The 19395-nt window shown below is 45.2% G+C and carries 17 protein-coding genes; 8 read left to right on the plus strand and 9 right to left on the minus strand.

Annotation, left to right across the window (positions count from 1 at the left end; all coding sequences use genetic code 11):
- The 3 genes from AWB54_RS16170 to AWB54_RS14240 form a co-directional block, all read left to right on the plus strand.
- On the plus strand, positions 1-184 hold a 184-nt coding region (locus tag AWB54_RS16170; RefSeq protein ID WP_394326499.1), incomplete at its 5' end, for a hypothetical protein.
- A 23-nt stretch (positions 185-207) separates the two neighbouring features.
- On the plus strand, positions 208-1095 hold the full coding sequence (locus AWB54_RS14235) for a YitT family protein (protein WP_061215265.1): 888 nt from the start codon (positions 208-210) through the stop codon (positions 1093-1095).
- A gap of 134 nt (positions 1096-1229) precedes the next feature.
- Positions 1230-2378: an aminotransferase class V-fold PLP-dependent enzyme gene (locus AWB54_RS14240; protein ID WP_061215266.1), complete on the plus strand. Its 1149-nt coding sequence runs from the start codon at positions 1230-1232 to the stop codon at positions 2376-2378.
- A 102-nt stretch (positions 2379-2480) separates the two neighbouring features.
- Here the strand turns inward: AWB54_RS14240 and AWB54_RS14245 are convergent, their stop codons facing one another.
- A complete protein-coding gene (locus AWB54_RS14245) occupies positions 2481-3074 on the minus strand; it encodes an acetate uptake transporter family protein (RefSeq protein ID WP_061215267.1) in 594 nt (197 codons plus the stop codon).
- 708 nt (positions 3075-3782) lie between these two features.
- On the opposite strand from AWB54_RS14245, the gene ymfI reads away from it, so the two are divergent.
- On the plus strand, positions 3783-4544 hold the full coding sequence (gene ymfI, locus AWB54_RS14250; RefSeq protein WP_061215268.1) for an elongation factor P 5-aminopentanone reductase: 762 nt from the start codon (positions 3783-3785) through the stop codon (positions 4542-4544).
- Between the two features lie 52 nt (positions 4545-4596).
- On the opposite strand, the gene AWB54_RS14255 is transcribed toward ymfI, so the two are convergent.
- Positions 4597-7380 carry a glycosyltransferase gene (locus AWB54_RS14255; protein WP_160328967.1) on the minus strand — a complete coding sequence of 928 codons (2784 nt, stop codon included), beginning with the start codon at positions 7378-7380 and terminating at the stop codon, positions 4597-4599.
- A 433-nt stretch (positions 7381-7813) separates the two neighbouring features.
- Between AWB54_RS14255 and dut the strand changes: the two genes are divergently transcribed.
- Positions 7814-8203 carry a dUTP diphosphatase gene (gene dut, locus AWB54_RS14260; protein WP_061215270.1) on the plus strand — a complete coding sequence of 130 codons (390 nt, stop codon included), beginning with the start codon at positions 7814-7816 and terminating at the stop codon, positions 8201-8203.
- An 83-nt stretch (positions 8204-8286) separates the two neighbouring features.
- On the opposite strand, the gene trhA is transcribed toward dut, so the two are convergent.
- From trhA to AWB54_RS14275, 3 genes are all read right to left on the minus strand, one after another.
- Positions 8287-8958 carry a PAQR family membrane homeostasis protein TrhA gene (gene trhA / locus AWB54_RS14265; protein WP_061215279.1) on the minus strand — a complete coding sequence of 224 codons (672 nt, stop codon included), beginning with the start codon at positions 8956-8958 and terminating at the stop codon, positions 8287-8289.
- A 234-nt stretch (positions 8959-9192) separates the two neighbouring features.
- Positions 9193-10389 (minus strand): MFS transporter, encoded by a 1197-nt coding sequence (locus tag AWB54_RS14270; protein WP_061215271.1) that lies wholly within the window; start codon positions 10387-10389, stop codon positions 9193-9195.
- 65 nt (positions 10390-10454) lie between these two features.
- Positions 10455-11789 (minus strand): FAD-dependent oxidoreductase, encoded by a 1335-nt coding sequence (locus AWB54_RS14275; RefSeq protein ID WP_061215272.1) that lies wholly within the window; start codon positions 11787-11789, stop codon positions 10455-10457.
- A gap of 348 nt (positions 11790-12137) precedes the next feature.
- Between AWB54_RS14275 and AWB54_RS14280 the strand changes: the two genes are divergently transcribed.
- The gene (locus AWB54_RS14280; protein ID WP_061215273.1) at positions 12138-12989 is read left to right on the plus strand and encodes a DegV family protein; all 852 of its coding nucleotides are present in this window, start codon (positions 12138-12140) and stop codon (positions 12987-12989) included.
- Between the two features lie 114 nt (positions 12990-13103).
- Here the strand turns inward: AWB54_RS14280 and AWB54_RS14285 are convergent, their stop codons facing one another.
- Positions 13104-14153 (minus strand): glycosyltransferase family 4 protein, encoded by a 1050-nt coding sequence (locus AWB54_RS14285; protein WP_061215274.1) that lies wholly within the window; start codon positions 14151-14153, stop codon positions 13104-13106.
- A 316-nt stretch (positions 14154-14469) separates the two neighbouring features.
- On the opposite strand from AWB54_RS14285, the gene AWB54_RS14290 reads away from it, so the two are divergent.
- Positions 14470-16062 (plus strand): DEAD/DEAH box helicase, encoded by a 1593-nt coding sequence (locus AWB54_RS14290; protein ID WP_061215275.1) that lies wholly within the window; start codon positions 14470-14472, stop codon positions 16060-16062.
- Positions 16063-16161: 99 nt separating this feature from the next.
- Here AWB54_RS14290 and AWB54_RS14295 read toward each other — a convergent pair whose 3' ends face one another.
- Together AWB54_RS14295 and AWB54_RS14300 are read right to left on the minus strand one after the other, a co-directional pair.
- Positions 16162-16407 carry a spore coat protein gene (locus AWB54_RS14295; RefSeq protein WP_061215280.1) on the minus strand — a complete coding sequence of 82 codons (246 nt, stop codon included), beginning with the start codon at positions 16405-16407 and terminating at the stop codon, positions 16162-16164.
- A gap of 23 nt (positions 16408-16430) precedes the next feature.
- On the minus strand, positions 16431-16613 hold the full coding sequence (locus AWB54_RS14300) for a hypothetical protein (protein WP_061215276.1): 183 nt from the start codon (positions 16611-16613) through the stop codon (positions 16431-16433).
- A 560-nt stretch (positions 16614-17173) separates the two neighbouring features.
- Between AWB54_RS14300 and AWB54_RS14305 the strand changes: the two genes are divergently transcribed.
- A complete protein-coding gene (locus tag AWB54_RS14305; RefSeq protein WP_061215277.1) occupies positions 17174-18232 on the plus strand; it encodes an HD-GYP domain-containing protein in 1059 nt (352 codons plus the stop codon).
- A 133-nt stretch (positions 18233-18365) separates the two neighbouring features.
- Here the strand turns inward: AWB54_RS14305 and AWB54_RS14310 are convergent, their stop codons facing one another.
- Complete coding sequence (locus AWB54_RS14310; protein ID WP_061215278.1) at positions 18366-19040, minus strand: TVP38/TMEM64 family protein; 675 nt, start codon at positions 19038-19040, stop codon at positions 18366-18368.
- Positions 19041-19395 lie beyond the last annotated feature (355 nt).

Raw genomic sequence — 19395 nt, forward strand, 5'->3', positions numbered from 1 at the left:
CGAAGAGATACAAGATTTAGACTATGCAACAGCCTTAAGGCAGTTAATGTATTACTGCATGATGTTGCTTGATTATGTTCCCAAAGAACTAGCTAAAATTGTTTCATGTCAAGTGATGTTCTGGATTGCTGAACAACCCCTATATATCCAGAGGTTGTTCAGCAATTTCTGCTACGAAAGTTGAGTTAAGAACAGGGAGGTAATTCAATGATTGCAAATAAATTCAGTTCAAAAACTGAGAGGCAAACTGAGGAACCGGTAACATTGAAGGATATTGGCGGTATTTTGCTGGGTTGTTTCATCCTGGCTGCTGCCATACAGGGAATACTGATTCCGGCTCAGCTCTTGACCGGGGGAGTTACAGGGATAGCCATTATCCTGAACTATCTTACCTCGCTTGAACTTTGGCTATGGTATATGCTTCTTAATATTCCCATATTTATTGCCGGGTATCGCCTGGTTAGTCATCGTTTTGCCATTTACAGCCTAATTGGAACCTTTGCTCTAACTGCTTTTTTGGCCTGGCTTAAACCTTTCAACCTGGGTATAGAAGAAACTATTTTGGCCGCAATTTTTGGCGGAGCTATGGGCGGAATAGGCACGGGAATTATATTTCATAGTAAAGGCTCTTCCGGTGGCCTTGATATTATTGCTGTAATCATCAAACGCTACTGGGGTTATAATATAGGACAGACATTTTTTGCCGCCAACCTGCTGGTGATTTCGCTTTTTCTTCTATTATCCAGTTTGGAACTGGCTCTTTTCTCGGTGATTGGTATCTTTGTTTCCTCTAGAATGGTGGATCTGGTAGAGTCCGGGCTTAATGTTAGCCGGACAGCTATGATCATTTCTAAGCAGCATGAAGAAATCGTCTATGGCATACTGCATAATCTGCAGCGGGGTTGTACTTATTTAAGCGGGACCGGTGCCTATTCCAGTAAAGAGGAAAAAATAATTATGACTACAGTAGGTAAAACGCAACTCCCTCGCTTGAAGGAAATCGTATTTCAGATCGATTCCCAGGCCTTTCTAATCATTAATGAAACTATTGAGGTTTTCGGAAAAGGCTTTAAACGAAGCGGAAGAGAATACTAAGGGGAATCGTTACTCAGTCTTTTAACTATAACAAATATTCATTTCAAACATTCCTCAGCATGTGCTATAGTTATAGCGATTAAAATTAGCTATTATCTGCTCGTCCTGGCTGAAATAAACGAGGAGTGTTTTTAATGAAATCCATATATTTGGACAATGCGGCTACCTCTTTCCCCAAACCGGAGGGTGTTTATAGAGCGGTAGACTTTTGTCAGCGTAACCTGGGAGGCAACCCGGGACGCGGCAGCAGCCGAGAAGCGCTCAAGGCCGGCTCGCTTTTGCTTGATGCTCGGGAGGCTCTGGGGGCTTTATTTAATATACAGGATAGTGCTCAAATTGCTTTTTGCTCCAATGTTACTGAAGCGCTTAATATCGGGTTTAAGGGTATATTGAAGCCCGGTGACCATATAATTACCACCAGTATGGAGCATAACGCGGTGGCTCGTCCTCTCTTTCAAATGTCTAAGGAGGGAGTGGAATGGACAGCGGTAAAGTGCGAACCCGATGGCAGCCTGGATCCGGAAGAACTGCGCCGGGCGATCAAGCCCCAAACACGGATGATTTGTGTTTTGCATGCATCTAATCTTACGGGCACCATGATGCCGGTCAAGACTATTGGGCAAATAGCTCGGGAAAACGGGATATTGTTTATGTTGGATACGGCACAGACGGCGGGGGTATTAAAGATTGATGTTGAGGAATTTAAAATTGACATCCTGGCATTTACCGGCCACAAAGGGCTATTGGGGCCACAAGGGACAGGAGGAATATATCTAAGGCCTGGCATTGATATCAAACCACTCAAAGAAGGCGGAACCGGCTCATTTTCCGAATACCTGGAACATCCGGATTTTATGCCGGATCACTTGGAAAGCGGTACTCTGAACACTCCAGGCATAGCGGGTCTCCTGGCAGGGGTTAATTTTATTAGGGAAATTGGAATGGACGATATCCGTAAGCATGAGCAGGAACTTACTCAGCTGCTAATTGATGGCCTTAAAGAGATACCGGGAATATCGTTGTACGGACCTGATGACATTAACCAGCGGACAGCTGTTTTAGCCTTTAATGTAGTAGGAATGGATTGTGGAGAGTTGAGTATGGCTCTTGATTACGAATATGGGGTTGTGACTCGCTCCGGTCTGCACTGTGCCCCCCTGGCTCATGCTAGCATAGGAACCATTCACAACGGTGCATGTCGTTTTAGCCCCGGCTTTTTTAATACCAAAGAGGAAATAGAAGCGGTAGTAAAAGCCGTCTACAAGCTAGCTCGCAGGAACTAATTAACAAAAAGAAACAAAAAGAAACCACCAGCAAATTGCAGGTGATTTCGAGGAATTATTTGCTATTATACCATTTATTTAAAGTATTCCATGCTTAATAAATTATTTTAAAATGGGTCCAGGCAATGGCAGCACTGCTCTACCGAAAGCGGTATTGAGTATTATAGCTGCAGCCAGATAGATGGCTAACACTCCACTTGCCAGGAGGAAGATTGCTGCTACAGGAGCATAGGAGTGGCCCAACCAGCCAATGTCCATAAAAGCAACAAAGAATACAGCTACATCCAGGAGCAACACTATCAGGCTCATTACCAGAGGAGATTGCTTAAGATAGGCCGGGGTCCATAAAATAAGGGATAACCAAAGAACCAACCAGGCCCAGCCATCAATATGGGCGTCCATGGCCCAACCGTTCACAGCTGCAAAATACTTTAGCATAAACTCGAAGCCCCCTACGAACATGAAAAAGGCCGAGAAAAACAGGAACACGTTACCACCGGTAGTTGCTCCCTCTCTTAACTCGATTACGGCAACCGTAAACTGAACAACAAAGCCACCCAGCAACCAGATTCCCATCAGGGGAATACAACTGTGATCGACTGTTCCTGAGAGCACCGCATAAAATACAAAACATGCTATCGCCAGAGCTACCAACCCTGCCGGTGCCGGATTTGCCCAACCACCATTTCCTGACATTAAAAACTCCTCCTTTTTTTATAATGTTCATCATTGTTTTATATTCCTCAAAAGGAAAGGTATTCTAGAAATCACCTCCTTGGGAAGAATTTGCTCTAAGGGTGTTGAAGGTAAGCCTTCGCCTTGAAGCCGTTCCAAAAAGAAAAATGATGATTGGGTTGAGATTATTTAACACTGCTTATAGTCTGGTGATTGATATAAAGTTAAATTGCTTTTGAGAAAGAAAATGGAATGGGTTATTATTTCATATAGATATGATAGAAAATAAAAAGGGCAGTTTCTGCAACTCCTTGATTACTTAGGAATCAGCCTGCCTTCTATTGCAGGTAATATATACATAGAAGAAAACTCCTCCTTAGATTTTGTCCTTAACCACCTAATAAGGGTTAATGCTTGAAAAACCTTGGTTGCAAAATCAGGCACTTTGTCTCTCTATATAAGATATTCGTATTGCTTTCATTGTATGAAGAACGAGCGTAATTTGTCAATACTATTATCCTGAATTTTTAAAAAATTTGCAATATTCGTCCATGCGTTGGGAAAAAGGTTAAAGAATATGTAAAGCTTATTATTATCACTATGATTGCAAAATAGATAGTAAAATACAGATAAAACCAAGAAAGTATATACCGTTTTATTTGGCTATCAAATATACTTAAATAAGCTTGATTACTCCGAACCCCTTTTTTATCTTAAGGAGGTTAGAATTTGTTTCCCCAAAGCAACGAACTAGAAGCTTATACTTGCCTGATAGCCGGCGGCAGCCGGGGAATTGGTGCCGCTATTGCGCGGGCGGTTGCTGCCAGGGGAGCGAGTGTAATTATTAACTACCGGTCTTCGGAATTGGAGGCCTTGCGCCTGGCGCGTGATTTGAGAGAAAAAGGCGCTGGGGTTTTGGCGATAAGAGCAGATTTGAGCCGGGAAAACGAAGTGGAAAGGATGTTTACCCGTATTGAAGCCGAGATGGGAAATGTGAATGCCCTGGTATATAATGCCGGCGTTTCCCAAAGGGGATTGCTTATTGAATGCAGTGAGGAACAGTGGGATCGAGTTATGAATGCCAATTTAAAAGGAGCTTTTCTATGTTGCCGCCGGGCACTTCCCTATATGATTAGAGAACGTTTTGGCAGAATAGTTAATATCGCTTCTGTACTGGGAATAACCGGTGCTTCTTATGAGTCCATATATTCTTCCGCCAAGGGAGGATTAATTGCTCTTACCCGTTCGCTGGCTCAGGAAGTCGGACCTTCGGGAATTACTGTAAATGCTATTGCTCCCGGGCCGATTTTTACAGATATGCTGCGCGAGGAACTTGATGAAGACGAAATGGCTGATCTGACCCGGGAGATACCAGTCGGTCGCTTGGGTTGTCCCGAAGATGTCGCTGCCGCTTGTGTTTTTTTACTGGGACGGGAGGCTTCGTTTATCAATGGCCATATACTTTCGCTTGATGGTGGATGGAAACCATAAACGCTGCCAGGCACTTAAGTTGTTAAGTTATTAAACAAGGGTTATATATTTATCACCGGATTTCCTCGCCAGGTAATGATGCTTTGCCTTGAAAAACCGGCTGGCTATATTTATCATTGATTTCTACCACGAATATGCTGCGGGGTCGTGAAGCTGGGGACGGGAAGCTTATCTGGCAACTCAAACGCTCCACCCGGTTGATACGTTCATGTAGTAAAAATTTCCAATTACGAAAATTTTCCTCATTCATCACCATTATTAGCTGCTGCCCGTGCCCGGGATAGAGGGTGGATATACCGGAGTATCTATTAATATCGTTATCCCAGCTTTTCTTACTGTCCAACATCTGGTAAGGGTGTTCCAGAAAAGTTAGTAAATAGGGCAGGGGCTGGTTTTCCAGGGGCAGTTTATCATCTATTAAAACTATACTTTCATGGCCCTGTGACATTTGGCGGGTCAGCTTGACTACTTCCAGAGCCAGGCGGTTTGATTCATTGGTATTGAGCCTTGCACTGCAATAGGAGTAATAGGGGAATACCTGGGCAGTGGCCAGAAGCAGTATCAGTGTAGCTGTGATGATATTTACTGCTTTTTTCTGGCTGGTCCTACTCTGTATTCTGCGGATAATCTGAACCAGGCCATAAGCAAGAAGAATGAGGGCACAAATAAGCAGGGGCATTATATAGCGGGTAGCCAGGTAGAATACATAGCGTTTGTTAAATAAAGGCATTATGAGTACTCCCCCCAGGAGCAGCCACAAGGGGAGGCCTTTTTTTTCTTTAATTGAAAAATAAGCCCCGGTGCCGATCAAAAACAGAGATAAAATAAAGAGGGGATGAAGACTATAATGCCAAAGCTCTCCATAGTTCCGGTAAATGGAAGTGACTGAGCGAATCAATTCAACTAATAGCTGGGCCATATTATGCAAGTAGGAATTAATACTCAAATTCTGCTCCAGAGCATAGGATTTGTTGTTTATCCATTTGAAACTACCTCCATAAGACAGCAAATTATAGTAAATCATATTGAAGTAGCCAAAGAGGAAAGAGAAAGCAGCAGCCAGGTAGTAGCGGAATGGTATGGCAGAATTCCGAAAAGTGACAGCCAAATAGGCGACTACTACCAACAGGTAAATAATTACCGAGGAGTGGGTCTGCAAGGTTGCTGCCCATAAAAAGGCGGCCAGAACCAAAAGTCTACCGCTTTTCTTTTGTTCAGACTTTAGCGTCACCAGCAGAGCCAGGGTAAAGAAGAAGGGGGTGGTGCAGTTGGCCCAGGCCATGTGGCTAAGCAATATATGCATTCCGTTGGTCAGCAAAAAAAGAGCGGCGATCAACCCGCTGCTCTCACCAAATAAATGCTTCCCCAGCCGGTATACCAAATAGACGGAGAGGGAGGAAGTAATAGCAACATAGAGCCGTGGCCAGTAGATATTGGGCCCCGCAATTTTAAAAATAGCAGCCAGAATGTAGTTGTGCATAGCCCCGATATCATGAGCGGCGTTATGAAGAGGCCAGGACTGCCCATAATAAATAAGATAAGCCAGTTGAACTTCCTTTAACTCATCAATAAACCGGGGAAACTCCCATAACCAGGGAAGACGAATCGCCAAGGCCAGCAGGAATAGGGCCATGGCCAGCAAGACCGGCTTCCAGGGCCATTGGAAAGTCGGCAAATCGTAGCGATTGGTCATTAATGCTATCTTCAAGCGTAATACATCCCGGGCCATTTGCAGGGGAGTCAGAATACGGTTTACACTACTGCCCGGGCAGTCTATCGCTTCGACCACTTGCTCGCATATTTCCAGGTTCAGGACTCTGGCCAGAGCCAGGAGTTCAACATCAAAAGCGAAACCCTTCAGGTGCTGCCGGGTAAACAACTTTCGGGCAGCTTCCCGCTGAAAGCCTTTCAAACCACATTGAGAATCAGCGATACCCGGAAGCAAAAGGAATTGAACCAGGCGGTTGAAGCCCCGGCCCATTAAGCCCCGCAGCGGTGACTCACCCTCCAGCCGGGTGCCTGCCGAAAAATTACGCCGGGCTATAACTACTTGCGAACCTGAGCGGAGCCTTTGCAAGATTTGTTCTATGTGTTGGGGAGTAAAAGTATGGTCTGCATCGGTATATAGCAGGTATTCCCCGCGGGCTGCCAGCATTCCGGTTTGCACTGCCTTGCCCTTGCCCTGGTTGCAATCATAACCCAGGCAGCGGATACAGGGATTCTTCTCTGCTAAAGAACGGGCGATTTGTCCGGTATGGTCATTGCTCCCATCATCAACTACGATAATTTCCACGGGAAAAAGCCCAGGCAGCAAAGCGGCCAGTTCTTGCAGGCGCGCCGGGAGCCGCTTGCTTTCATTGAAGGCGGGGATGACCACGCTGGTCAATCCGGGCACATAATCCTCGCTGAAGCTGACCTGGGCGCTCTTATCCCGGCTAAAGACCCAGTTGCGGTAAGCCCAAAAATTCCACCCGGCGGAAAAGATGGTTCCCAGTACCTTGGCGGCATTAAGGTAAAGGTAAGAAGTTGTATGAATCTGACTGAGAAGCGAGGATAGTAAAAAGACGGTAGTAGTATTTATGGCGGCTCCGGCCAGGGAAGCCAGCAAAAAGCGCTGGAACTGAAGCCGGCCCTTCCCTCCGGAAGAGGCGAAGGTCCAATGGCGATTCAGGAAAAAACTGTTGATTATTGCTAAAGAAACTGATAATAAGTTTATGAAACTTATGGTTAAAGTATCGGTGGCTCCCCACAGCCAGATAAGCAGGTTGAATACTCCAAAATCCACCAGGGTATTGAGCAAACCGGTAACAGCAAAACGAAATAATTGAAGCAGCAAGTGCAAAACCTCTTTTAATACAAAACTGGATTTAGTATTTGCACTTACCGGAAAATTATTGCATAAATACAAAAGAAGAGAAGCACCTCTTCTTTACATATAATTGCTGTAAATTAAAATGTGGTTCTACTGCAAAAACCCCTTTTTGTTGCATAAGGGTTGCATAAATATGCAAAGCGAGCGTTGGCGAAGCATGGATGCAACACCCGGCGAAGACGAGCAGGCGAAAGGGGGCGAGCGACAGGATGTCGCGAGAGCGCCACCTCCTATGGACGGGAGATTGGCGCGGCACCCCTTGAGCCGCGAGACGAGCCGTTGGTGTTGCTCATGCGTAGACTGCGAGCGGAATATTTATGCAAGCAAATGCATAATTATTACTTTTTGCAGCGGAATCAAATGTACATTATAATTTTTAAAAAAGGAGGCTGGTTTTGTGACTGCAATCAATGTGAAATTTAAAAAATTGGTGGACTGGGCAAAAATACCGGAATATGAGACCAGAGGAGCCGCCGGTTGTGATTTGGCCGTTGCCATACAAGAAGAAATCATACTATATCCTAGCGAGATAAGGATTCTACCAACCGGCTTGGCCATGATGATTCCCCCAGGTTATGAAGCCCAGATAAGGAGTCGAGCGGGTATGGCTGGGAAGGGAATCGTAGTGGCCAATGCACCAGGTACGATTGATAGTGACCATAACGGCGAAGTTAAGATACTGCTGCTAAATGTGACTGACAAACCGATTCGGGTATTGCCAGGTCAAAAAGTTGCCCAGATAGTTTTTGCACCGGTCGTTCAAGCAATTTTTTCCAGTGATATCTAGCTGGTACCTCTCTCACCCCCAAAAAGCTTATGTGATTCCTCACAGCTTTTGCCTTGATAAGCACGGGCTTTTAAGGAATCCGTTTACAATACCATAACATACCGGAATACCAGCCAGAAATGGGATAAGCTGCCGCCCATGACAAAAAGGTGAAAAATTTCATGGAAGCCAAAAATACGTGAACTTATATGGGGCCATTTGGTGGCATAGATAATAGCTCCCAGCGTATACAGAACCCCTCCTATAACCAACCAGCTGATACCGATGGCCGGAATAACCCGGGCAAGAGGGAAGATGGCAATAATGACCAGCCAGCCCATGAGAAGATAAAAAAGGGTCGACAGCCAGCGGGGGGCGTTAAACCACAGCAGCTTGAGCAGGATACCAATAAAGGCCAGAATCCATATCGCAATCAGCAAACCGGTTCCCCATTTGCCCTGCAGGGCAATCAAACATATAGGGGTATAGGTTCCGGCAATAAGAACATAGATCATCATATGGTCAATTCGCCGGAGTATCATAGTAGTTTTCTCCGGGGCCAGCACCAGGTGATATATAGCACTGGCACTGTAGAGAAGAATCAGGCTGGCTCCAAAAATAGCCGCTGCCAGCAGGTAACGAGCTCCGCCATAATTAGCTGCGTGGCGAATCAGTACCACCAGTCCCCAGATAGATAATAGAGCTCCCAACAAATGGGTAAAGCCACTAACCGGGTCTTTAAAAGGAAGGGATATTCTACTTTTGGATTCTGGCATCTGCTCGGAGTTATGAGAACAAGCCAAGCGTATAAACCTCCTTTTGTTATGTTAAACATTGACTCTGCTTCACACCTTAACCCCCACGCTTTTTATTAATTATACTACCAATAACTGCAAAAAACCAATCGGAAGACTAGTTAATAGGAACCTGACCTAAAAGAAGCACCCTGTGGGCACCACTGATGTTCGCTTCGCTCACTATTGTGGACGCGGGGGACATATTTCACCTCGTTATACTCCTCGATTATTTAAGCGTTCTTCTTCAATTCCGGGGATAAACAATGAAGCCGCCATGTTGAGCAAGGCGATTACAGCTGCGGCTACGAAAACCCAGTGAAAACCAAAAAGGGCCCAGATTATTCCTCCAACAAAAGGAATTGTCATAGAAACGCCATGATCCAGGGTGGTTCCCATGGATAGGGTAGGGGCAACATCATCCCGGGAATCGGCAATCCGGTTCAAATAAGTGCTACGGGCCATAGTCACGGCGAAAAGAAGCTGGTCGACAATATAACATATCATTATAATAACCAGAGCTATCCGCGCGGAGAACCAATAGAGGGAAAAACCATATAAAATGCATATTACCACCAGGATGGCGGATTCAAGGAATATCACCAGGCGCTCGCCCCAGGCGTCTATGGCTCTCCCCAAGAGGGGGCGAAAACCCAGGCTGACAACGGTTCCTATCAGTCCCAACAAAGCAAAGGTCTGCACCTGGGTATTAAAAACTTTTATTAATACCCAGGGGGCAAAAGTAAGGAAGACCTGCTTGCGGGCACCAAAGAGTATGCTCAGCAGATAGTACAAGCTATATTTCTTTTTAAAAAGCAGGTAATGGGGAGGTCTCTTTATGGGTTTAGGGTCAAGCAAGTAGAGGCAAAGAGCGGCTAAGAGGGCAAAGGTACCGGCAATTCCAAAGATAACCCCGAAGGAAAAATGAAATTGGGAAACACCCAGGTAGACTACCAGCATACCGCATAATGCCCCCGCTGCTTCCAGGGCTCCCAGCTGTCCCAGCAGGCGGCCTTCCTGCCCCTGCACCGCCAGGCGCAAGGAGATGGAGGATTTTAACACCATGAAAAGGTGGGCGCCAGTACTCCAGAGCAGCATCCACAATACCACCATTCTCATGTTCGGGGCCAAAAAACCCTGTCCCCATAGTGATATTCCAACGATCAAGGCGGCCAGCATGGCTATCCTGCTATCAGCAAAAAAAGCTAGAGCAGTAAAAACGAATACCACCAGGAACCCCGGCAGTTCCCGGGGAAATTCCAAGCCCCCCCGGGCTACTTCCCCCAGCTGGTGAACCTGGGACAGGTAGTTGTTAAACGAGGGGTCATAAAGACCGCTGTAAAGACCCATCATAAAGACCGATACGGCAAAAAGAAGGAGTTGATTGGCAAAGGCTTTTTTTGCTTGTGACATATAAATCAGCTTTCTAAGAAAATATCGCAAAATGATTTTACTGCCAAAAACCTTTTGATGCGGGATCAGAATTGATTCAGGGCAACCAGAACCGGATCCCAGACCGGGCTGAAAGGTGGAGAGTAGGCCAGATCCATATCTATGAGGGATTCTACCGTGGCCCGCATGGTAATGGCTGTGGCCAGCATATCAATACGTTTGGCGGCTCCGGCAAAGCCCACGATTTGAGCTCCGAGTATGCGACCGTTCGGTTCTTCTACCAGTATTTTTACATGTATTTCTCCGGATACAGGGCAATAATGAGCAGCGGTTCGGGATTTGACGCGCCGGCTTATAAAGTCGATACCCAGTTGACGGCACTCGTTCTCACATAATCCAGTTCTGGATAATTCCATTTCCATAGCTCGAACGATTCCTGTTCCCAGTACACCAGCGAAGCGAGCATTACCTCCGGCAGCGTTTTCCCCGGCCACCTTGCCCTGCTTGTTAGCGGTAGTCCCCATGGGGATATAGACTTCCTGGCCTGATACCAGATGTTTGGTGGTAGCACAGTCACCTGCGGCATAAATTCCGGGCAAGTTGCTTTCCATCCTGTCGTTCACCCGGATAGCATTTCTTATTCCCAGTTCTACTCCTGCAGCTGCCGCCAGTTCAGAATTAGGAACAACCCCCATGGAAAGAAGGACGAAATCTACGGGCAGGCTGCCTTTGTCAGTAAAGGCTTCCCGTACTCTGAAGTCACCGGCAAAACCGCTTAAATTCTCCGAGGTTCTAACTTCGACCCCGCGGGATTGCAGATAGGCAGTTAATATAAGAGCCATATCTTCGTCCATATTTGGCAGCAGGTGAGAGGAGCGCTCCAGCAAAATGACTTCACAACCATATTCCAATAGGTTTTCCACCATCTCCAGGCCGATGTAACCGCCGCCTGCTATCAGGGCTCTTTTTGGCTTATGCTGATTCAGGTAAGCTTTGATAGCCAGGCTGTCGTGAACAGTGCGGAGCGTGAAAATTCCTTCCAAATTAATAGCTTCCAGGCTGGGGATATGGGGACGAGCCCCGGTGCAGACCAGCAAACGATCATAACTTTCTTCAGATAATTGACCGGTTTCCAGATTCTCAGTTACTACATACTTTTGCTCCGGGCGGATTAGCCGAGCTCTGACCCGAGTTTTTACGCTAATATTTTGTTGGGCAAAATCTTCCGGCCGGCGAGCAATCAATTGCGATTGCTCCGGGATTTTTCCACCGATATAATAAGGTAAGCCACAACCGGCGTAAGAAACATATTGGTCATCCGTTATAGCCGTAATCTTTAGCTCTGAATCTATCCGGCGAGCTTTGGAGGCAGCACTCATGCCAGCAGCGACTCCCCCTATTATAAGGAGGTTATTTTTCAAATCAAATCACCCCTTACTCAAAATCCTGATCACGCTGTGTGTTTCCTATTGTACTCCAAGCCAGAAAGTGTGAACAGTCCTGAACTATCTTCCCCCAAGGCGGAATTCCTTATTTATTCCCGCATCCTGGCAGCTTTTGGAGTTCGCTTATGCTTGATGCCAAGAATAAAAAACGGTAAAATCTACAACTAGGAGCGAGTTAATAGCTTGCAGCCATCGCCAGTCTTATTGATTTAAGCATCGAAAGAAACTGCAGCCCTTGTTGTTTAAGCGTCGGAAGAAACTGCGGAGCAACACAGCGTTGCAACAAGGCGGGGGATTAGTATATTCTGGGGAGGGGGAGGTTTGATGCCAGGAATTAGAATTTATGCTGACAATGCCTGTGACCTGGATAAAGAGTATCTGGAGGAATTAGGGGTAAAGCTGTTTTATATGCCAGTAACTATAAAGGAGCAGACATATCGGGACAGGTTAACCATAAGCCCGCCTGATTTCTATAAATTAATTTCCGAGCCGGGAGTACTGCCCACTACCGCTCAAATTACTCCACAAGAATTCAAGGAAGAATTCGAGAAAGCATTGCAAGTAAGCAATGATCAAATTATATATATTGCCTTTTCTTCCGGATTAAGCGGCACCTATCAGTCCGCCTGCGTGGCCAGGGATATGTTGGATTCCCAGCGTATTATGGTCTTTGATTCCAAGAGTGCATCGGTAGGTTATGCTCTTACGGTCATAAGGGCCGCCCGCGCGGTGGCCGCAGGAGAAAACCTGGAACAGGTATTGGCAGCCATTGAAGATAATATACGGCGAATTGAACATATATTTATAGTGGGTAATTTTGATATGCTAAAAAGGGGAGGAAGGATCAGCAGCACTTCGGCAACTTTAGGAAATCTTCTAAATATAAAGTTAATTGCCAATTTTGTGGATGGAAGAATTCTTCCCCTGGAAAAAGTTCATGGCTTGAAAAAAGCTAAAAAGAGAATGGTGGAAATAATGGCAGAGCGAGGTGTCAATCTTAAGGAGCAGCTAATAGGAATAAGCCACTCCAATGACTACCAGGGTGCTTTGGAGTTAAAGGAACTCATAGAAGAAAGATTTGCATGTCGTGAATTCGTGATATCCGAGATCGGAGCAGCTATAGGTGCTCATGTGGGAGCAGGATCTTATTCGGTTTTCTTTTTGCGCCAGGGCTAGCCTGGAGTTCTCTATCTTGGCCCTTAACCTTTACACCTGTTTAACCCAGGATAAGATCTACATGAGTGCCAGGTCACCATTAAGGTTGAAGGTTGAGGACATGGGATTAATAAGCTATTTCCACCTGCTTGACAAGGAGGGAGTTCGAATAGATAATCCTTTAACGATTTGTTTGTAAAGAGATAGATAGTTGCTTACCATTCTCTCCTGGCTAAAGTTTTCTTCCACCCAGTAACGACAGTTGGCTCGTTTTATTTTATTAATGCTACGCAGTTTTTCGCAGGCCATTTCTACGTTATCCACCAAAAAACCGGTTTCCCCGTCTTTTATTACTTCCGGCATGGAACCTTTGTTAAAGGCAATTACGGGAGTACCGCAAGCCATGGCTTCAATTACGCTCAAACCAAAGGGTTCGTTAAAATGAATAGGATGCAACAAGGCCAGGGCATTCCCTAATAGCTCATCGCGTCTGGCTGGGCCCACCGACCCCAAATAGATAATGTTTTTATTGTCTATTCGGGGATATATCTCCCGGTTAAAGTACTGTTTGTCCTGAATAATCCCGGCTATGAGCAATTGCATATCTGATTTTCGAGCAATTTCGATAGCCTGAGCGGTACCCTTGTCAGGATGAATACGGCCAAAATATAAAAGGTATGAATCTCCATCAAGGTTTAAAGTAAGCTCGTTTAAATCAATCCCATGGTAAACCGTAGCAAAATAATCCAAATCAGGACTTCGATCGGCGTTGCTTATAGAAACATAGTAGTTATCGCGGTTATACTCCCGGTAGATGGGCAGTATTTTGGGGGAGGAAAAACCGTGGATGGTGGTCACCACAGGTGTATCCACCAGGCGGCTGTACGATAGGGGCAGAAAATCATAGTTATTATGAATGATATCGAACTTGTGAGCTTGTTCGAACAGATGGGCTATGTGCATGGCTTCCCACACTTTGGGATCCATATTGGGGTTTTCTTCATAGGGGATAGGACAAACATAATCCAAATGACCGGCGGTTTTAGAGTCGCCGGTGGCAAAAAGAGTAACATCGATTCCCTTTTTAACCAGGCCTTCAGCGATTAGAGATACCACTCGTTCCCAGGGTCCATAATGACGGGGCGGAGTTCTCCAGGCAATAGGTGAGAGTAATGCTACTTTCATTTCACTAGGTCTCCTTATGTTTTATATTTTGGTAACAACCACCGATTAAAAGTGGGGAAAAAACAAGTGACCTTCTTAGCTCCTGGTAGGAAAACTTTAAGCGACCGGGTTCCTATGATTATCAAGCTTAGTATGGGCGGCAAAAGGCTGATATATTCTTGCCGGTAATATAGTTTCCTGGAACTTACAGTGAAAGTGTGTTATATTTTAAGCATCGGAAGAAACTACGGAGCAGTTTCAATACACCGCTGCAACGAGGCAGGGGACATATTACGCCTCGTTATATGAACCCGCTTGGAATTAAGGAGGAAGATTATTGAGTTTTGAAAACTTCTACAGCATGGGGCTGAAAACGGATCTTTTGCAGATGATTGATGAAAAAGGCTTTGAAAAACCAACCCCCATTCAGATTAAAAGCATTCCGGTTGCCATGGCGGGATTGGATCTTATGGGACAAGCACAAACAGGAACTGGCAAGACCGCTTCATTCGGTATTCCGATATTGAACCAGATTATCAAAGGAGAGGGGCTGCAGGCTCTGGTACTTTGCCCCACCCGGGAATTGGCGGTGCAAGTAGCTGAGGAGATATCTTCATTGAGTCGCCGTATGCGCATCCAGGTTCTGGCAATTTACGGAGGGCAATCCATTGAGCTGCAATTGCGCTCCTTGCGTAGAAATCCGGAAATCATTGCAGGTACTCCGGGACGTTTGATGGATCATATGAATCGGGGAACGATTTCTTTGTCTCCCTTGAAATATGTGGTTTTAGATGAAGCTGATGAAATGTTGGATATGGGGTTTATACCGGATATTCAGAAAATTCTTAGCCAATGTCCCCAGGAACGGCAGACTTTTTTGTTTTCTGCTACCCTGCCGGATGAAGTGCGGGAATTGGGAACGAAGTTCATGAAACAGCCGGAGATTATTCTTATTGAATCTCCTGAACGCACGGTTCCGGAAATTGAGCAGTATTATTACCAGGTGAATTCCCGGCGCAAGATAGAAACCTTGTGTCGCATTATTGATGCTCAGCAACCACCGATAAGCTTGATATTCTGCCGCACCAAAAGAAATGCTGATGAATTGGCCAGGGTTCTTACTTCCCGGGGTTATAATGCCGATGCTTTGCATGGGGATATGTCACAAAGAGAAAGAGATCATGTTATGCATGGCTTTCGCCAGGGTAATACAAAAATTCTGGTTGCCACCGACCTGGCGGCTCGGGGACTGGATATAGAATTGGTGACCCATGTTTTTAACTTTGATATACCGGAAGACCTGGATTCTTATATTCACCGAGTGGGCCGAACAGGACGGGCAGGGCGCAGTGGTATTGCTATTACCCTGGTAGAGCCCACGCAGATAAGATTGTTGCGCATGATTGAAAGACATACCGGCAAAAGAATTGAACGCGCTATACTACCTACATTGGCGGAAGCGGTGGAAAAAAGGCAAGACTTATTGTTGGAACGGGTTAGGCAAGCAAGTTCGGAACCGGGAGATATTTGCCTGAGTCTGGCCGAAAAACTGATGCAGCAGGGAGATCCTAAGAAGATGCTGGCCGCAGCGCTAAAGCTCCTGATAGATGAAGAACCGGATTTTGAGATGGCAGATTTACCGGAGAGCGATGATAATATGGCCCATTTGGAATTACCGGCAGGGCGTTTGCAGGGAATGCATCCCCGTCAGTTATTGGAATTTATTGCGGCCCATACTTCTTTAAGCCCCCAGCGGGTAGGGGATATTGAGATTAATCGGAACTCTACTTTTGTGGAGGTACCCATGGACTACATTCACGAAGTATATGAAGCCTTTGAAAAATACCGGAGGACACAAAAGAATAAAACTCGTCCTGCTCGATTCTCCAAAGAGAATAGAAAAATTATGGTAAATCATGGGGGAAGATAAAACCGGCTAATTTATAATAAGAATAAAATAATTGGAATAATAATAATCATAAAAGGAGCCTTCAGGCTCCTTTTATGATTACAGCTATGGAGCAAGTGATTAAGATCTGAGCTGAGATTTGACCTGCTGAACATCCTGGGTGTCCACCTGGGCAGCGGGAGCATAAAAGCCTTTCTGTTCTGCCATCTGGTAGAGTTGATACTGAAACTGTTCATCAGAATTTCTGATTTGTTGCAAGGTTTGGCGCAGTTGCTGGTTAGCGGTTTCAGAAATACAATGGGCATAGGTGGCCAAACCGCCTTTGGTCATGGAAAGGACATCATTTACCATTTCTTTGTCACGCATATGCTTATTCATTATTTCACTCCTTATCCTAAGAATGACATTAGTTTTTGGATGGTCTGCGAGGCTGATTTGGCTGATTGGGAAAACATTTGTTTACACTGGGGGTCCTGGCATTCATCAGCATAGAAGTTTAACTTTCTTTCCGTTACCTGGTGAGAGCCAATTAAATGACGAAGGTTCTGCAGTTCTTGGTGATTAAGGTTCATTCTTAAGACTCCTTTCTGGTTTTTTGTTTAACCATAATAAGTTTGCGTAGTTTTCTTTCTAATATGCACTTTAAAAAATAAATAGAAGCCAAAAAGATGATTTGCCTTAAAAATGACAGGGGTAGTTATTCTTTTAAAAAACATAATTGATTCTACTGCGAAAACCCCTTTTGTTGCATAAGGATTGCATAAATATACAAAGCGAGCGTTGGCGAAGCATGGTTGCAACGCCCGGCGAAGGCGAGCAGGCGAAAGGGGGCGAGCGACAGGACGTCGCGAGAGCGCTATACGACCATGGATGGGAGGTTAGCGTGTACCCCTTGAGCCGCGAGACAAGCCGCAGGTGTTGCCCATGCGAAGACTGCGAGCGGTATATTTATACAAGCCAATGAATATTAATAACTTTTTGCAGTAGAGTCATAATTGAAATAAGAAATGTTGGGGATTTGATTTTATGCTAAACTGATTTTATAGCATTCTTTTCCTTAAGGCATGGGGTTTTTGGTCAATTTTTGTTGGTTAATTACTAGTAACTCAGCTTTATGCAAAGGGGGGATAATATGTTTATTAGGGCGGATATTTCCGGTTTACCCTTGGGCAGAAGACTAGCGCAAGATTTATATGCTTTTGATGGGCATCTCCTTGTGGCCAAAGGAATAGTGCTACAGGAATCACATTTGCAGCAACTGAGGCAAAGAGGTTATGAATATGTTTATATTCAAGAAGAAGACGAGGTTAACGAGAATTCTCTAAATCAAGGTATTGATTATCTTATTGATAAGCAGTTGCCTAAAGTTTTCTCAATATCAGTCGAGAGCATGCGGCATATGATGGCCAGGGTCTCATCAGGTCACATGATTAAAGCTGTTGAGGTAGAAGAGTGTATTGATTTAGTATATGACCATGTGTTGCGAACTTACAATGTATTCAAATATCTGCAGAATTTGAGAAATAAAGATGAATATACCTTGCAGCATTCGGTTTCAGTTGGGATCTTATCCATAAAGATCGGTCAATCCCTGGGATTGGATACTGATAAGCTTAGAAATTTGGGTATAGCAGGATTGCTGCATGATATTGGGAAAAGCATGATATCGCCGGATATTATAAATAAACCTGGCCCCCTGGATGAAAACGAGTTTAAAGAGATTCAGAAGCATCCGGTCTACGGTTACCGGATAGTTAACGGGATAAAGTTGCAGGATTATGATATTGCTCAGGCAGTCCTGCAGCATCATGAGCATCAGGATGGAAATGGCTATCCTTTAGGAGTGCAGGGAGATAAGATCAATGATTTTGCCCGAATTATTGCGGTGGCGGATGTCTTTGATGCATTAACTTCTGACCGGGCTTATCGCCCTCGTATGCCCTTGTTGCAGGCGGTCGACATAATAATCAAGAGTAGTTGCGGGCAGTTGGATCCTCTAGCTTCCCGGCGGTTGCTTTCCTATGTCTTGGATATCACCACCGGGGAAAAGGTTATACTTAGTACCGGTGAAGAAGCGACGGTTATACTTAAGAATGAGGTGGAGCCTGCCCGTCCCCTGGTTAGAATAGGGGATAATTTTTTGGACCTTAAAACCAATCGCGATGTTTTCATTAAGGACTTCGCCAGGTAGCATAGACCACCACTGTGTCCACTGTTGCAAGAACAGATAAAAACTGGCAAAGCCTCTGCTGTTGCAGGGGATTTTTTTCGGAAAATAAGGGGAGAAAGTAAAAATACCGTATCTCCGGCTTCCATATCCGAGTTTAATAGGGTTTGAATAACCTATCTTTTAGCAGGAAACCGGCCAGAAAGAGCAGAAAAGCTGCCAGGGAGAAAAGCAGTGCCTGGCCATAGGCTTGCTGCTCGACACTGGCACCGAGGTAGGCTGATCCCAGAATACCCGGGAATCTTGCTATGATTGCAATTAATAAAAACCTGATCGGGTTTAATGGAGTCAGTCCCCCGACATAAGTCAATATGTCCTTGGGCAAGCCTGGTATTAAGAACAAAATGAATATGGAAATCTCAGATTTTTGCTGCCTTAATATGCGGGAAAAACGCTCAAGCTTTTGGGGTGAGACCATATAACATACGAGAGGATAACCCAGTAGACGGGATATAAAGAAAACCACAATACTGCCCAGAAAGATACCGGCCAGCGAATAGATGGAACCCCACCAGGTTCCATAAACAAAACCCCCGGCGATTTGCAGCAGCTCTCCGGGAATGGCAGCGATTATTACCTGAACCACCTGGAATAGGATAAAGACCAGAATATTCGGTGAACCAAATCCCAGTATATAGTCGCGAAATTGCTCGGGATTACTGATAATCCTGCTAATACCCGGGGCATATACCGCAGTGCAGTAGCAGAACAGAAGTAAAAATACCAGTAACAGAGCAAGATGGAGCAGGTTTTGCTTTCCGGGAAGCCGCATACTACCCTCCTTGCCGGCGTTCACCGGGGAATAATACCAGCAAAAAATATGGTTTAACAGTCATTTGCCTCTTTTCCAAGCAACCCGTTTGAATGCCTTCAAATTTTAATAAGAATTACTCTGCCATACAGTATAATCTAAAAAGCACATAACGAGGTGAAATAAAAATCTTATCGGCGGCAGCAATTTTCAAATTATGTTTTACCCTCAAATATTTACTTGACTCCACTGCGAAAACCCCTTTTGTTGCATAAGGGTTGCATAAATATACAAAGCGAGCGTTGGCGAAGCATGGTTGCAACGCCCGGCGAAGGCGAGCAGGCGAAAGGGGGCGAGCGACAGGACGTCGCGAGAG

The organism is Syntrophomonas wolfei subsp. methylbutyratica (assembly GCF_001570625.1).
In the GTDB taxonomy this organism is placed as follows: Bacteria; Bacillota; Syntrophomonadia; order Syntrophomonadales; family Syntrophomonadaceae; genus Syntrophomonas; species Syntrophomonas methylbutyratica.

Bases quoted from the DNA above. Each gene is read 5' to 3' on its own strand.
- AWB54_RS14295 (WP_061215280.1), bottom strand. From the start codon at position 16,407: ATGCGTGACAAAGAAATGGTAAATGATGTCCTTTCCATGACCAAAGGC.
- AWB54_RS14305 (WP_061215277.1), top strand. From the start codon at position 17,174: ATGTTTATTAGGGCGGATATTTCCGGTTTACCCTTGGGCAGAAGACTA.
- AWB54_RS14245 (WP_061215267.1), bottom strand. From the start codon at position 3,074: ATGTCAGGAAATGGTGGTTGGGCAAATCCGGCACCGGCAGGGTTGGTA.
- AWB54_RS14285 (WP_061215274.1), bottom strand. From the start codon at position 14,153: ATGAAAGTAGCATTACTCTCACCTATTGCCTGGAGAACTCCGCCCCGT.
- AWB54_RS14270 (WP_061215271.1), bottom strand. From the start codon at position 10,389: ATGTCACAAGCAAAAAAAGCCTTTGCCAATCAACTCCTTCTTTTTGCC.
- AWB54_RS14300 (WP_061215276.1), bottom strand. From the start codon at position 16,613: ATGAACCTTAATCACCAAGAACTGCAGAACCTTCGTCATTTAATTGGC.
- AWB54_RS14235 (WP_061215265.1), top strand. From the start codon at position 208: ATGATTGCAAATAAATTCAGTTCAAAAACTGAGAGGCAAACTGAGGAA.
- trhA (WP_061215279.1), bottom strand. From the start codon at position 8,958: ATGCCAGAATCCAAAAGTAGAATATCCCTTCCTTTTAAAGACCCGGTT.
- AWB54_RS14310 (WP_061215278.1), bottom strand. From the start codon at position 19,040: ATGCGGCTTCCCGGAAAGCAAAACCTGCTCCATCTTGCTCTGTTACTG.
- AWB54_RS14280 (WP_061215273.1), top strand. From the start codon at position 12,138: ATGCCAGGAATTAGAATTTATGCTGACAATGCCTGTGACCTGGATAAA.
- AWB54_RS14240 (WP_061215266.1), top strand. From the start codon at position 1,230: ATGAAATCCATATATTTGGACAATGCGGCTACCTCTTTCCCCAAACCG.